The following is a 13,207-nucleotide window of genomic DNA, read 5'->3' as shown; positions in this document are numbered from 1 at the left end:
CGCTCCTTAGGATTGGCTGGCAGCTGGGGCGGCAACTTTTACCGGGCTGTCCGGACGCACCTTCGGCAAGCCCTCGACGATCACCCGATCACCAACACTGATACCGGAAACAATCACCCAGCGCCCGTTGGCAGTGTGCCCGGTGGTGACCTGACGCACACGCGCCACACCGCCATCGTCCACTACGTAGACAAAAGTGCCACTTGGGCCCTGGGCAATTGCGCGTTCCGGCAGGGTCATGGCGTTGGGAATGCTCAAGCCCTTGACCTGCACACGAACGAACTGGCCCGGCAACAGCGTCTGATCCGGGTTAGGCACCACCGCGCGAGCGCTGACGGTGCCGGTGCCGCGATCAATCAGGCTATCGGTGAAATCCACCTTGCCTTCCAGCGGGTAGATACTGCCGTTACCGAGCTTGATCTGCACGCCCATCTTGCCGTCTTCCGGCAGCACCAGGCTGCCGTTTTGCAAGCCGCTGCGCACGCTTTCCACATCGGAGTCTGGTGCGGCGAAGTTGACGTAGATCGGGTCCAGCTGGGTGATGTTGCTCAACAGGCTGGCATTCGGATCACCGGCTACCATCAGGCTGCCTTCGGAAACGGTCTCTTTACTGGTGATGCCGGAGATGGGCGCTTTCACCGTGGTGTAGTCGAGGTCGATCTGCTTGGACTGCACCTCGGCCTCGGCAGCCTGAATATTGGCCTTACTCTGCTCGAAGTTGGAGACAGCATTGTCCAGCTCGCTCTCACTGGCAAAACCCTTTTTCTGCAGCTCGCGGATGCGCTTGAGGTCGCGCTCGGTCTGTCGATAACGCGCCTGCTCCTGCGCCAGCGCGCCCTTGGCGCGGCTCAGCGCGGCCTGGTAGGTGCGCGGGTCGATGCGGAACATCACCTGGCCCTGCTTGACCTGACTCCCCTCCAGATAAGTGCGCTCCTGCAGAATGCCACTGACCTGAGCCCGCACCTGCACCTCACGGAAACCGGCCGTACGCGCGGAGTACTCAAGCTCCAGCGGCAGAGCCTCAGCCTTGACGGTTTCCACCACCACCTCGGGTGCTGGCGGAGCGTCGGCGGCAAACAGTGGAGTGGCCAGAAAAGCCAACAGCAAGGAACCGGCAGTGGCCGGCAGACGACGGGGAAAACGCATGGATGTCTCCGAATAAACGCAGGGCGCAACGTTTGAGGCCGGCAATGCTAGATACATACATAAGTGTTTGTAAATAGAACATTACCCTTAAGTTCATTACACTTTGTCCTGAGCCTAGCCAGAAATACGCCTATCGCCATGCGTAGAACCAAAGAAGAAGCCGAGAAAACCCGTCGCGCCATCCTTGAGGCCGCCGAAACGCTGTTTCTGGAAAAGGGCGTAGCGCATACCAGCCTGGAACACATCGCCCGGCATGCCGGAGTGACACGCGGTGCGGTGTATTGGCACTTTGCCAACAAGGCCGATCTGTTCAACGCCATGCTCAATCAGGTGCGTTTGCCGCCGGAACAGTTGGCTGAGCGCATGCGCGGCTGTCCTGAGCACGACCCGCTGCAGACCCTGCGAGAGCTATGTATCGAGGCCATCGAAAACCTAGCGCGCGAGCCGCAGAAGAAGCGCATCTTCACCATCCTGCTACGCAGGTGTGAATTCACCGAAGAGCTGCGCGAGGCCGAAGAGCGCCAAGAAGCCTTTATCAACCTGTTTATCGCGCTCTGCGAGCAGCAGTTCAACACGCCGTCAGTGCGCCTGCGCCTGCATGCCGGCCTCACGCCACGCCTGGCTGCGCGCACCGTGCATGCGCTGCTGATCGGCCTGTTCTACGACTGGTCGCGCGACCCCAACCTGTTCGACCCGCTCAGCGACGCCGCGCCGATGATTGACGCCTGCTTCCGCGGGCTAATCCGCGACTGGCCAGACGCTGCCGTGCTTACGCCAGGCTGACGCCGTAACCCTGCTCGACGATGGCGACCATCAGTTGATCGACCGGCACACTGCTGCTCACTCGCACCTCACCACCGGGAAACTTCACTTTCACATCAGCCGCCGGGTCAACGGCCAATAGCGCCTCGGTGATGGTCTTGACGCAACCTTGACAGGTCATGCCATCAACCCGGAATGCGTGAACCTGAGAAACCTGCATAAACAACCTCCTGAATAAATAAGCCGTCATGGTAACCGCACAGCTGCAGTCTTGGCCTTGCCATAAGGGCAAGGTCAAGGGATAAGAAATCGCCGGGAGCGATTTTTAACGTTGCACAGCGACGGCCCGAAGAGTGTGGCTGCCATAAGACAACGCTTGACCTTGCCAGCGTGGCAAGGTTGATCCTGTGCGGGAATTCAATGGAGGACCACCCATGCCCAGCCTCACCACCTTCAACCTGCCCATCAGCGGCATGACCTGCGCCAGTTGCGCCGGGCGGGTCGAGCGCGCCCTGGCCAAGGTGACCGATGTCGCCAGTGTCAGCATCAACCTGGCCAGTGAACAGGCGCGAGTCGAAGCGCCTGCCGACAGCCTGGAACAGCTGGTTAACGCCGTCAGCGCGGCCGGCTATGCGGTGCCCAGCGAACGCCTGGAGCTGAATCTAGAAGGTATGACCTGCGCCAGTTGCGCAGGACGCATTGAGCGGGCTCTGGCACAACAACCGGGTGTGCTCTCGGCCAGTGTCAACCTGGCCAGCGAACGCGCACTGTTGCAGGTGATGCGCGGTACTGAGCACAACGCCTTGCTGCAGGCCGTCAGCCAGGCGGGCTACCGTGCCAGCCTGCTGGACGATTCCGTGCAGGCCAAGCCAGCCGCCGAAGAGCACTTGCAACGCGAACGCAGGATGCTGTTGTTGGCGATTGTGCTGACCGTACCGCTGGTTATCCCGATGCTCGTCGAACCTTTCGGCCTGCACTGGATGCTGCCGGCCTGGCTGCAGTTCGCCCTGGCCACGCCGGTGCAATTTATCTTCGGCGCACGCTTCTACCGCGCGGCCTGGAGCGCTCTGCGCGCCCGTGCCGGGAATATGGATCAGTTGGTGGCCATCGGTACCAGCGCCGCCTATGGCCTGAGCCTGTACCAGTGGGCGTTCACGCCCGCTGGCGAGATGGCCCATCTGTATTTCGAAGCCTCGGCAGTGATCATTACCTTGATTCTGCTCGGCAAATACCTGGAAAGCCGCGCCAAACGCCAGACCAGCAGCGCCATTCGCGCCCTGCAGGCGCTGCGGCCTGAGCGTGCCCTACGTCTGCAGGACGGTATCGAACAATGGGTGGCGCTGGGCGAGTTGCAACTGGGCGACCGCATCGTGGTCAAGCCGGGCGAGCGCTTTCCGGTCGATGGCGTGGTGCAGGAAGGTCAAAGCCATGCTGACGAAGCACTGATCAGCGGTGAAAGCCTGCCACTGCCCAAGCAGCCGGGAGACCCAATAACGGCCGGATCGATCAATGGCGAGGGTCGTCTGCTGATTGAAACCACAGCACTGGGTGCGGAGACCGTGCTGTCGCGAATTATTCGACTGGTCGAAGACACCCAAGCCGCCAAGGCACCGATCCAGAAGTTGGTGGATAAAGTCAGCCGGATCTTCGTGCCCAGCGTGCTGCTGATCGCCCTGGCCACCCTGATCACCTGGCTCGTACTCGGCGCTGGATATGAAAGCGCCCTGCTCAATGCCGTAGCGGTGCTGGTGATTGCCTGCCCTTGCGCTCTGGGCCTGGCCACCCCCACGGCAATCATGGCCGGCACGGGTGTGGCGGCGCGCCACGGCATCCTGATCAAGGACGCCGAAGCCCTGGAAGTCGCCCACGCTGTCAATCTGGTGGCCTTCGACAAAACCGGCACGCTCACTTCTGGCTCGCCACGCATCGCCCACATGCAAGCCGTCAACGGTAACACCACACAACTGCTGCAGCTGGCCGGGGCCCTGCAACGCGGCAGCGAACACCCGCTGGCCAAAGCCGTGCTGGATCAATGTGCGGTAGACCACCTGATACTCGCTGAAGTCAGCCATAGCAAAGCCCTGGCCGGGCGAGGCATTGCCGGCCAGATCGACGAGCGAGAGTTGGCGTTAGGCAACAAGCGCCTACTGGAAGAGCACTGGCTGCAGAACCAGACGCTGATCGCCGAAGCGCTGGCCTGGGAAGCTGAAGGCCGCACCCTGTCCTGGCTCGTCGAGTTAGCGCCACAACCGCAGGTACTCGGTCTGTTTGCCTTCGGCGACACACTCAAGGACGGCGCGCAGCAGGCCATTGCCGCGTTGACCGTACAAGGCATCGACAGCCACCTGATCAGCGGCGACAACAAGGGCAGCGTACACGCCGTGGCACAAGCGCTGGGTATCACCGTCGCACATGCCGAGGTGCTGCCGGCGAACAAGGCGGCAATCATCACGGAGTTAAAGAAAACTGCGGTGGTGGCCATGGTTGGCGACGGCATCAACGACGCGCCGGCGCTGGCCGCCGCTGATGTCGGCATCGCCATGGGCAGCGGCACCGATGTGGCCATGCACGCCGCCGGCATTACTCTGATGCGTGGCGACCCGCGCCTGGTAGCCGACGCCCTGGATATCAGCAAACGCACCTACAACAAGATCCGCCAGAATTTGTTCTGGGCCTTTGCCTACAACCTGATCGGTATTCCGCTAGCGGCCGCCGGCCTGCTCAACCCGATGCTGGCCGGCGCGGCCATGGCACTTTCCAGCGTCAGCGTGGTGAGCAATGCATTACTGCTGAAAACCTGGAAACCGAAAGACCGCGAATAAGTCCATTTGCGGCCATGGGACTGGGCGTCCCCTGCCCGCATCACGACTTCACGGACTGACCGCAAGATGGGAGGCAAGAAAGATGAATATCGGCCAAGCCGCCAAGAAAACCGGCCTTAGCGCCAAGATGATTCGCTACTACGAAAGCATCGACCTGCTACCCGAGGCCGGCCGCACGGACAGCGGCTACCGCCAGTACAGCCAGCAGGACCTGCATCGCCTGGCGTTTATCAAACGCTCGCGCGATCTGGGCTTTTCCCTAGCCGAAGTCAGCCAGTTACTGGCCCTGTGGCAGGACCGCCAACGCGCCAGCGCCGATGTCAAAGCCCTGGCCGCAGGGCATATTGCCGAACTGGAGCGCAAGATCAGCGAACTCAGCGGCCTGCGCGACACCCTCAAGGAATTGATGGAAAACTGCCAGGGCAACGACCGCCCGGACTGCCCGATCCTCAAGGATCTGGAATCCGGCTGCTGCCATTGAACAGCCAACCCGTAAGGTGGATGACGCCTCACCCATCCACCAGTTGTCACCCCAGGTGGATGAAAAGAGCGCCATCCACCCTACAACTGCAGCCCTTGAAAATTGGGAGCTGAATGGGGGGATAAAAAGAGCGTTAGCGACGCGCCCCGAGCCACCCTACAACGCCTGCTGCAAGGCCCTGCAATCCACGGCGAAATGATCGACCAACTGCGGCCAGGAATTTTCCGCCAGGTTCACCAGCACACTGCGTGCCCCGGCAGCGCGGGCGCACTCCAGGTCAAAACGGTAATCGCCAACCATCACCAGCTCGCTTGGCGCCACTTTCCAGGCCCGGGCCAGGTGCAGCAGGCCGCCCGGATCAGGCTTGGGCGGCGCTTCATCGCGGCCGATCACGTCCGACACAGCAAAGCAGTCATCCAGGCCGATGGCGCGCAGGGTCAGAAGCGCCAGTTCATGAGCATTACGGGTGAGAATGCCGAGGCGACAGCCGCGCCGGTGCAGCTCGCGCACCAGCTCAATCGCCCCTGGAGCCGGCGCGGCGGTCAGCGCCAGCTCGCGCTCATGCTCCAGCAACCAAGCATGCTTAGCCGCAGCCACAGCGGCAGGCAATGCGGCCAGATGGCCAAGGATGTCGTCTTCCAGGGGAATATCCAACGCCCGCTTGATTGCCTCGAAGTCGTGCACCGCCAGGGTCAGGGTGCCGTCCATATCGAACACCCAATGACGGGCACCGCTCAGACTCACTTCCAGTCCTCACGCACGCGGGTCAGGCCCTCCTGTGCGACCGAGGCCACCAGTTGGCCCTGGCGATTGAAGATGCTGCCACGGGAGAAGCCACGGGCATTGCCGGCCCAGGGACTATCCATGCTGTAGAGCAGCCAGTCGTCCATGCGCAGATTGCCGTGAAACCACAGCGAGTGGTCGAGGCTGGCGACCTGCATAAACTTCTGCCACACCGAGACGCCATGCGGCAGCATCGAAGTGGTCAGCAGATTGAAGTCGCTGGCGTAGCCCAGCAGATATTTGTGCAGCTGCGGATCATCCGGCAGCTCGCCGGCCGCGCGGAACCATACATGTTTGACCGGTTCGCAGGGTTTCGGCGCAAAGGGATTGCCCACTGTGACCGGGCGAATCTCAATCGGCTTATCACTCACCGCCCGCTCACGCATGCGCTCGGGCAAGGCATCGACGACCATGCGCGCCAGTTCGGTTTCCGATTTCAGCCCCTCAGGCCCCGGAACCTCTGGCATCGGGTTCTGGTGATGAAAACCCTCCTCATCGAACTGAAACGACGCGCTGCAGGTAAAGATCGGCTTGCCCTTCTGGATCGCGGTTACCCGCCGCGTGCTGAAGCTGCCGCCGTCACGCACGCGCTCAACCTGATACACCACCGGTAGCGTGGCATCGCCGGGGCGCAGGAAATAGCCGTGCATGGAATGCACATGCCGCGCGGTATCCACCGTCTGGCTGGCCGCCGAGACGCACTGACCGAGCACCTGACCGCCATACAACTGGCGAAAACCGAGGTCCTGGCTGACACCGCGGAATAGATTTTCTTCGATGGTTTCCAGGGTCAGCAGCGCGACCAACTCATTCAACACCTGACTCATGCATGCTCTCCTGTAAACGCACCTGACTGGGGGCGAGATGGTAAAGGCTTTGCCAAGGCTTGTCGGCCCGACTGAAAGATGGATGCGGACAATAATGGCAGCATTCTGGCCAATCGGCAGCCGGGCTTGAGTGTCGTACAAACCTGCCGCCATACTTCGGCCACTTCCGCCTGAGCCTGCCACCATGCGCCTGCCGCTGGTCTATCACGACGATTACAGCCCGCCCTTCCCTGCTGGCCACCGCTTCCCCATGGAGAAGTTTCGCCTGCTGCGCGATCACTTGATCGATAGCGGCCTGAGCACCGACGCCGAGCTGCTACGCCCGGAACTATGCCCAACCGAGGTACTTGCCCTGGCCCACTGCCCGGCCTATATCCAGCGTTTCGCCAGCGGCGAACTGGCTTATGAAGAGCAACGCCGCCTCGGCCTGCCCTGGAGCGCCGCCCTGGCCCAGCGCACCATTCGCGCCGTGGGCGGTTCGCTGCTGGCCGCCGAGCAAGCCCTGCAACACGGCCTGGCCTGCCACCTGGCCGGCGGCACCCACCATGCGCATTACGATCACCCGGCCGGTTTCTGCATCTTCAACGACCTGGCGGTGATCAGTCAGTACCTGCTGGCCAGCGGCAAGGCCCAACGCGTACTGATCTTCGACTGCGACGTGCACCAGGGCGATGGCACCGCGCGCCTGCTGGAAAACACCCCGGAGGCGATCACCGTTTCACTGCACTGCGAAAAGAACTACCCGGCACGCAAGGCGCTCAGCGACTGGGATATCCCCCTGCCCAACGGCATGGGTGACGCCGAGTACCTGAAGGTGGTTGATGACACCCTCAACTACCTGCTACCGCTGTATCAGCCGGACATCGTGCTCTACGACGCCGGCGTCGATGTGCACCAGCACGACGCCCTCGGCTACCTCAACCTGACGGACACCGGCATCGCTGCCCGTGACGAAGCCGTGCTCAACCACTGCCTGAGCCGCGATATCCCGGTGGTCGGACTGATCGGCGGCGGCTACGACAAGGACCGCCACGCCTTAGCCCGACGCCACGGCATCCTGCACCACAGCGCCGCCAAAGTCTGGCAAGCCCGCAGGCTGGGATAAAAGCGCTGCCTGCGCGGTCACATCGCGCACACCACAACTAAGGAACCTGCAAAGCATGTACGGAAAACTCAGCACCCTGCCGACCCTGCTGGCCGCACTGGCATTCGGCAGTGCCGCACACGCAGCCGACACACTGCAGTCGCTGGTGGACGCCAGCATCCGCCCGGTGATGGCGGAATACGATATCGCCGGCATGGCCGTGGCGATCAGCCACAACGGCCAGGCGCACTACTTCAACTATGGCGTGGCACGCCTGGACGACCAGCAGCCGGTAACCAGCGACACCCTGTTTGAAATCGGCTCGCTGAGTAAACCGCTCACCGCCACCCTCGCCGCTCTGGCCCAGGCCACCGGCACGCTGACCTTGATGGACAGCGCTGGCCAGCACTGGCCCGAGCTGCGCGGCAGCCAGCTGGAACACGCCAGCCTGCTCAATCTCGGCACTTACACCGCCGGCGGGCTGCCGCTGCAATTCCCCGACAACGTGACCGACCCGGCCAGCATGCTCGCCTATTACCGTCAGTGGCAGCCCGAACATATCGCAGGTACTCACAGACGCTACTCCAACCCCAGCATTGGCCTGCTTGGCTATCTCACTGCGCGCAGCATGGGCCAGCCATTCCCCACGCTGATGGAGGGCACGCTATTCCCCGCACTCGGTATGCCGCACAGCTATATCCAGGTGCCAGCGGCGCAGATGCCGCGCTACGCCTATGGCTATAGCAAAGACAACCAGCCCCTGCGGGTGACGCCGGGCATGCTCGATGCCGAAGCCTACGGGGTAAAAACCAACGCCAAGGATATGCTGCGTTTTGTCCAGGCCAACCTCAGCCCGGCCGGCCTCAACCCTGACCTCCAGCGCGCCATCGCCATGACCCATGCGGGCTATTACCGCGTCGGCGAAATGACCCAGGGCCTCGGCTGGGAACGCTACCGCTACCCGATCAGCCTGGAACGCCTGCAAGCTGGTAACTCCCCGGCCATGGCCCTGGAAGCGCAACCCGTAACACGCCTGCTGCCACCAGAGCTCGAGCCGGGCGACAGCCTATTCAATAAAACCGGCTCCACCGGCGGCTTTGGCGCCTACGCCGTGTTTGTCCCCAGTCAGGATCTCGGCCTGGTATTGCTGGCCAACAAGAACTACCCCAACGCTGCCAGAATCAAGGCCGCGCACGCCATCCTGAGCGCGCTGGGAAAGCACTCCCCCACACATTGAATGGAATACCGTCATGGATGACTCGTTTGCCCTGAACAAAGCCAATTGGAACGAGCGCGCCGCCTTGCATGCGGCTTCGCCCGATTACCAAATACCGCTGTTTATCGCCTCGCCCGAGCATCTATCCGAAGTCGTGCGTTTTGATCTGCCGCGCCTCGGAGATATCCGCGGCCTGCGTGCGGTGCACCTGCAATGCCATATCGGCACCGACACCCTGTCGCTGGCCCGCCTGGGCGCGCAGATGAGCGGCCTGGACTTTTCCGCTGCCTCGCTGGAGCAAGCCGGCAAACTGGCGAGCAGCTGCGGTGAGCACATCGAATTTGTCGAAGCCTCGGTCTACGACGCCGCCAAGGTGCTCGGCGCGCAGTCGTTCGATCTGGTTTATACGGGCATTGGTGCACTGAACTGGCTACCGCATATTAACGACTGGGCGCGCAATGTCGCGGCTCTGCTGAAACCCGGCGGACGTCTGTTTCTGCGCGAGATGCACCCCGTACTGATGACGCTCGATCAGGACTGCCAGGATGCGCTGCAGATGATCCACTCCTACTTTGAACATAGCCAGCCGCAGGTCTGGAATGACGAGTACAGCTATGTCGTCAGCGACAGCAAGCTGACTGCCACCACTACCCACGAATGGAACCACAGCCTGGGTGAAATCATCACGGCACTGCTACGCCACGGCATGCGCCTGATCGCGCTGGAAGAACACACCAGCATCCCCTGGGAAGCCCTGCCGGGCCAGATGACTCTGGGTAAAGACGGCGAATGGCGGCTGAACAACCAGCCGCAAAGACTGCCGCTGAGCTATACCCTGCAGGCAGTCAAGGTCGGGTGAAACCGTAGGATGGCCTTGAGCGCAGCGATAGCCATCCTACGCGCAGGAGGCCTCGCCAACGAACCGGCCCCAAACTCGGGGGTCTAAAGCAGTGATGGGATCGCGGCTGAGCAATCCGGTGCGTGTTCAAACCGGCGACGAGGTTGCGATCCAGCCAGGGGCTAGGTCACCCCTGGCTTCTTGCACAGGCGCAAGGCCATCAAGACCCTCGGCTGCGGCGTGATTGACGCCATGGCAGCGCGCTCAAGCGATCACGTCTTTGGCGATCTCGGGGTTCTACGCTGCGCAGCGCATACTTTGCCAAGGAGATACACCTATGGTTACTCACTACCGAGTCGACGGCCATCTCGCCTGCGGCCACCATGGCAGCAACCTCAGTTCCACCACTGAACTGACTCAGGTGAAATGCCGCAGCTGCCGCGGCACCGCAGTGTTTAAGGAAAATCGCACAGCGGCACGCAACGCGGCGCGACGAGCCGCACGCAAAGCCAAGATCGCCCACACCAGCAATGACTGGCGGGCATCCTGGCAACAACGGCTCACCGACCTACCAGGTCAACAACGGCTACCCAGGGGCTTCGGCGGGCAGCCTTTTGTCTAGCCGCTTGCTTACAACCTTAAGCCGCCCGTAAACCGACAAGAGCTAGCCCGGCATCAAGTTCGGGCTCGTCTCTTTATTGCGCTACCCCGCCAACACCTTATCCAGCGCCTGCTCCAACGTCGTCACGGTGCGCTCGATATTGCCCAGCTTGTCCAGTCCGAACAGCCCTAAGCGGAAGGTCTGGAAATCCGCCGGCTCATCACACTGCAGCGGTACGCCGGCGGCGATCTGCAGACCTTGGGCGGCAAATTTGCTGCCGTTTTTGATGCTGCCATCAGAGGTGTAGCAAACCACCACACCAGGGGCTTCGAAGCCTTCGGCGGCAACACTCTTGAACCCTTTACTGGCTAGCAAGGCGCGCACACGCTCACCGAGTTCCTGCTGTTGCTGGCGCACGGTGGCAAAACCGATGGCTTCGGCCTCGCGCATGGCGTCGCGAAAGCGTGCCAGAGCGTCGCTGGGCATGGTGGCGTGGTAGGCGTGGCCGCCCTGCTCGTAGGCTTGCATGATCTGCAGCCACTTTTTCAGGTCGCAGGCAAAGCTGCTGCTCTGGGTAGCTTCGACGCGAGTCTGGGCGGCTTCGCTGAGCATCACCAGAGCGCAGCACGGCGAAGCGCTCCAGCCTTTTTGCGGGGCGCTGATCAGCACGTCGATGCCGCACGCCTGCATATCCACCCAGAGGGTGCCGGAGGCGATGCAGTCGAGCACCAATAGGCCGCCGACGGCATGCACAGCATCGGCCACGGCACGCAGATAGCCGTCCGGCAGGATCATTCCCGAGGAAGTTTCCACATGCGGGGCGAAAACCACCTGCGGTTTTTCTGCGGCGATCGTCGCCAATACGTCAATCAGCGGCGGCGGACTGAAGGGCGCTTGGCCGCCTTCGGCAACCGGCCGCGCCTTCAGCACAATCGATTCCGAGGGGATCTGGCCCATCTCGAAAATCTGTGTCCAGCGGTAGCTGAACCAGCCATTGCGCAGCACTAGGCACTTCTGCCCGCTGGCCAGCTGGCGCGCCACCGCTTCCATGCCGTAGGTGCCGCTACCGGGCACGATAGCCATCGCATGGGCGTTGTAGACCTGTTTCAGAGTGCTGGAAATGTCCCTCATCACGCCCTGAAACGACTGCGACATATGGTTGAGTGAGCGGTCGGTGTAGACCACCGAGTATTCGATCAGGCCGTCGGGGTCGATGCTGGGGTAGAGGTCAGACATAAGGCGCTCCTGTCAGAAATGTATCCATCGACCCTGCCCGAAGCCGGGGTAAATAACAAGGTTTAGGGCAAGCCAGAGCCCCACCGCCACAAGCACCTCATAAACAGCATCGTGCGCTAATAGACAGAATAAACAACCAGCCGACTTGCTTCCTCACGCGTGCAGCTGGTTAAATCTGACCGCATAGTCACATACAGACTTACCAGTATCGTATTTTTGGGGCAGTACCCATGCAGTGAAGCGCGGTACTAACAAAGCTGTGCAGTCATTCAATACCAATCGCTTATTTGCGAAGACCTCTGACCACCCCTGGGGGGGGGCCAGCGCTTCATTGTCTGCTCCATCGCCCAGCGCACAATCAGCTGTGCGCCGGACGTAACTCGTGCCAGGAGGCTAGAGATATGACACCGGAAACTGCCATCGTCGAGATTCACCCTCAGTACAGAGTGCATACCGAGCACTATCGCAACCCAACCGCCGAGAAGACCATCATTCTGGTAAACGGCTCGCTGGCCACCACCGCATCCTTCGCGCAGACCCTGCGTTACCTGCGGCCGCACTTCAATGTGGTGCTCTACGACCAGCCCTATGCCGGCCAGTCACGCCCGCACAACTGGCATAAGCAGCCGCTGCGCAAGGAAGATGAAGCCGACATACTGCTGCAACTGATCGAGCACTTTGCCGCCGACCATGTGCTGTCTTTTTCCTGGGGCGGCGCGGCTACCTTGCTAGCCTTGGCCCAGCGCCCGCCGCGCATCGAGAAGGCAGTGATCGCCTCGTTCTCGGCACGGCTCAACCCGCCAATGCGCGACTACCTGCAAAACGGCCTGAACTACTTGCATGCGTGCGACCGCGAGCAGATCGGCCGGCTGATCAATGGCTGCATCGGCAAACACTTGCCACCGCTGTTCAAGCGCTTCAACTATCGCCATATCAGCAGCCTGGACGAGCATGAATACCGGCAGATGCACTGGCACGTGCACGAAGTGCTGAGCCAGAACACCCAGGGCTATCTCAACTGCGCTGCGGCCATCACCATTCCGCTGCTGTTTATCAATGGCGAACGGGATGAATACACCACGGCGGCGGACGCTCGCCTGTTCGCCGAATACGCTGCGCAGAGCCAGTTCCGCATGATCAGCAACAGCGGGCATTTCCTCGACATGGAACACCAGGCGGCCTGGCACGCCTGCCGCCACGCATTGCTGGATTTTCTGCGCCCCTCGAGTTGGTTGAACCAACGGCATGACCAGCAGACAAAGGACAACCAATACCGTCATAGCGCCAACACCTGTCTGGCGACTTGACCGTCAAGCCAAGCCGGACTAGGGCTTATGGCTGTGCACAAAGGAACTGGCTGCACCCGTGCCGCGTCGTCTGTTCTTGCCGCACGCCGCCCTGTCGCAATAAC

The 13,207-nt window shown here is 61.7% G+C and carries 13 protein-coding genes; 8 read left to right on the top strand and 5 right to left on the bottom strand.

Annotated elements, in window-relative coordinates:
* Positions 1–6 precede the first annotated feature (6 nt).
* Entirely contained in the window at positions 7–1,146 is a 1,140-nt protein-coding gene (locus AACY25_RS16550) for an efflux RND transporter periplasmic adaptor subunit (protein WP_339525979.1), read from the bottom strand.
* A 138-nt stretch (positions 1,147–1,284) separates the two neighbouring features.
* Between AACY25_RS16550 and AACY25_RS16545 the strand changes: the two genes are divergently transcribed.
* Positions 1,285–1,929, top strand: coding sequence for a TetR family transcriptional regulator (locus AACY25_RS16545; RefSeq protein WP_339525977.1), 645 nt, complete (start codon positions 1,285–1,287; stop codon positions 1,927–1,929).
* On the opposite strand, the gene AACY25_RS16540 is transcribed toward AACY25_RS16545, so the two are convergent.
* Positions 1,916–2,128 (bottom strand): heavy-metal-associated domain-containing protein, encoded by a 213-nt coding sequence (locus AACY25_RS16540; protein ID WP_339525976.1) that lies wholly within the window; start codon positions 2,126–2,128, stop codon positions 1,916–1,918. The two genes, AACY25_RS16545 and AACY25_RS16540, sit on opposite strands and share 14 nt — an antisense overlap.
* A gap of 214 nt (positions 2,129–2,342) precedes the next feature.
* Between AACY25_RS16540 and AACY25_RS16535 the strand changes: the two genes are divergently transcribed.
* Together AACY25_RS16535 and cueR are read left to right on the top strand one after the other, a co-directional pair.
* Complete coding sequence (locus AACY25_RS16535) at positions 2,343–4,730, top strand: heavy metal translocating P-type ATPase (RefSeq protein WP_339525974.1); 2,388 nt, start codon at positions 2,343–2,345, stop codon at positions 4,728–4,730.
* Positions 4,731–4,812: 82 nt separating this feature from the next.
* Entirely contained in the window at positions 4,813–5,211 is a 399-nt protein-coding gene (gene cueR, locus AACY25_RS16530) for a Cu(I)-responsive transcriptional regulator (protein WP_339412642.1), read from the top strand.
* A 156-nt stretch (positions 5,212–5,367) separates the two neighbouring features.
* Here the strand turns inward: cueR and AACY25_RS16525 are convergent, their stop codons facing one another.
* The gene (locus AACY25_RS16525; protein ID WP_339525972.1) at positions 5,368–5,955 is read right to left on the bottom strand and encodes an HAD family hydrolase; all 588 of its coding nucleotides are present in this window, start codon (positions 5,953–5,955) and stop codon (positions 5,368–5,370) included.
* On the bottom strand, positions 5,952–6,821 hold the full coding sequence (tesB, locus tag AACY25_RS16520) for an acyl-CoA thioesterase II (protein WP_339412638.1): 870 nt from the start codon (positions 6,819–6,821) through the stop codon (positions 5,952–5,954). Before tesB ends, AACY25_RS16525 begins: the two co-directional genes overlap by 4 nt.
* Before the next feature lie 184 nt (positions 6,822–7,005).
* On the opposite strand from tesB, the gene AACY25_RS16515 reads away from it, so the two are divergent.
* The 4 genes from AACY25_RS16515 (at position 7,006) to AACY25_RS16500 (ending at position 10,581) form a co-directional block, all read left to right on the top strand.
* Positions 7,006–7,926 carry a histone deacetylase family protein gene (locus AACY25_RS16515; RefSeq protein WP_339525969.1) on the top strand — a complete coding sequence of 307 codons (921 nt, stop codon included), beginning with the start codon at positions 7,006–7,008 and terminating at the stop codon, positions 7,924–7,926.
* 55 nt (positions 7,927–7,981) lie between these two features.
* A complete protein-coding gene (gene ampC, locus AACY25_RS16510) occupies positions 7,982–9,142 on the top strand; it encodes a class C beta-lactamase (RefSeq protein WP_339525967.1) in 1,161 nt (386 codons plus the stop codon).
* A 13-nt stretch (positions 9,143–9,155) separates the two neighbouring features.
* Complete coding sequence (locus AACY25_RS16505) at positions 9,156–9,980, top strand: class I SAM-dependent methyltransferase (RefSeq protein WP_339525965.1); 825 nt, start codon at positions 9,156–9,158, stop codon at positions 9,978–9,980.
* A gap of 316 nt (positions 9,981–10,296) precedes the next feature.
* Positions 10,297–10,581: a hypothetical protein gene (locus tag AACY25_RS16500; protein ID WP_339525963.1), complete on the top strand. Its 285-nt coding sequence runs from the start codon at positions 10,297–10,299 to the stop codon at positions 10,579–10,581.
* A gap of 81 nt (positions 10,582–10,662) precedes the next feature.
* Here AACY25_RS16500 and AACY25_RS16495 read toward each other — a convergent pair whose 3' ends face one another.
* A complete protein-coding gene (locus tag AACY25_RS16495) occupies positions 10,663–11,796 on the bottom strand; it encodes an aminotransferase class V-fold PLP-dependent enzyme (RefSeq protein ID WP_339525961.1) in 1,134 nt (377 codons plus the stop codon).
* Positions 11,797–12,197: 401 nt separating this feature from the next.
* On the opposite strand from AACY25_RS16495, the gene AACY25_RS16490 reads away from it, so the two are divergent.
* A complete protein-coding gene (locus tag AACY25_RS16490; protein WP_339525959.1) occupies positions 12,198–13,103 on the top strand; it encodes an alpha/beta fold hydrolase in 906 nt (301 codons plus the stop codon).
* Positions 13,104–13,207: the final 104 nt, after the last annotated feature.

It is taken from the genome of Pseudomonas sp. EA_35y_Pfl2_R111, assembly GCF_963970955.1.
Classification (GTDB): domain Bacteria; phylum Pseudomonadota; class Gammaproteobacteria; order Pseudomonadales; family Pseudomonadaceae; genus Aquipseudomonas.
This window is presented reverse-complemented; position numbering and strand designations above follow the sequence as displayed.

Bases quoted from the DNA above. Each gene is read 5' to 3' on its own strand.
- tesB (WP_339412638.1), bottom strand. From the start codon at position 6,821: ATGAGTCAGGTGTTGAATGAGTTGGTCGCGCTGCTGACCCTGGAAACC.
- cueR (WP_339412642.1), top strand. From the start codon at position 4,813: ATGAATATCGGCCAAGCCGCCAAGAAAACCGGCCTTAGCGCCAAGATG.
- AACY25_RS16540 (WP_339525976.1), bottom strand. From the start codon at position 2,128: ATGCAGGTTTCTCAGGTTCACGCATTCCGGGTTGATGGCATGACCTGT.
- AACY25_RS16505 (WP_339525965.1), top strand. From the start codon at position 9,156: ATGGATGACTCGTTTGCCCTGAACAAAGCCAATTGGAACGAGCGCGCC.
- AACY25_RS16535 (WP_339525974.1), top strand. From the start codon at position 2,343: ATGCCCAGCCTCACCACCTTCAACCTGCCCATCAGCGGCATGACCTGC.
- AACY25_RS16500 (WP_339525963.1), top strand. From the start codon at position 10,297: ATGGTTACTCACTACCGAGTCGACGGCCATCTCGCCTGCGGCCACCAT.
- AACY25_RS16515 (WP_339525969.1), top strand. From the start codon at position 7,006: ATGCGCCTGCCGCTGGTCTATCACGACGATTACAGCCCGCCCTTCCCT.
- ampC (WP_339525967.1), top strand. From the start codon at position 7,982: ATGTACGGAAAACTCAGCACCCTGCCGACCCTGCTGGCCGCACTGGCA.
- AACY25_RS16495 (WP_339525961.1), bottom strand. From the start codon at position 11,796: ATGTCTGACCTCTACCCCAGCATCGACCCCGACGGCCTGATCGAATAC.
- AACY25_RS16550 (WP_339525979.1), bottom strand. From the start codon at position 1,146: ATGCGTTTTCCCCGTCGTCTGCCGGCCACTGCCGGTTCCTTGCTGTTG.
- AACY25_RS16545 (WP_339525977.1), top strand. From the start codon at position 1,285: ATGCGTAGAACCAAAGAAGAAGCCGAGAAAACCCGTCGCGCCATCCTT.
- AACY25_RS16490 (WP_339525959.1), top strand. From the start codon at position 12,198: ATGACACCGGAAACTGCCATCGTCGAGATTCACCCTCAGTACAGAGTG.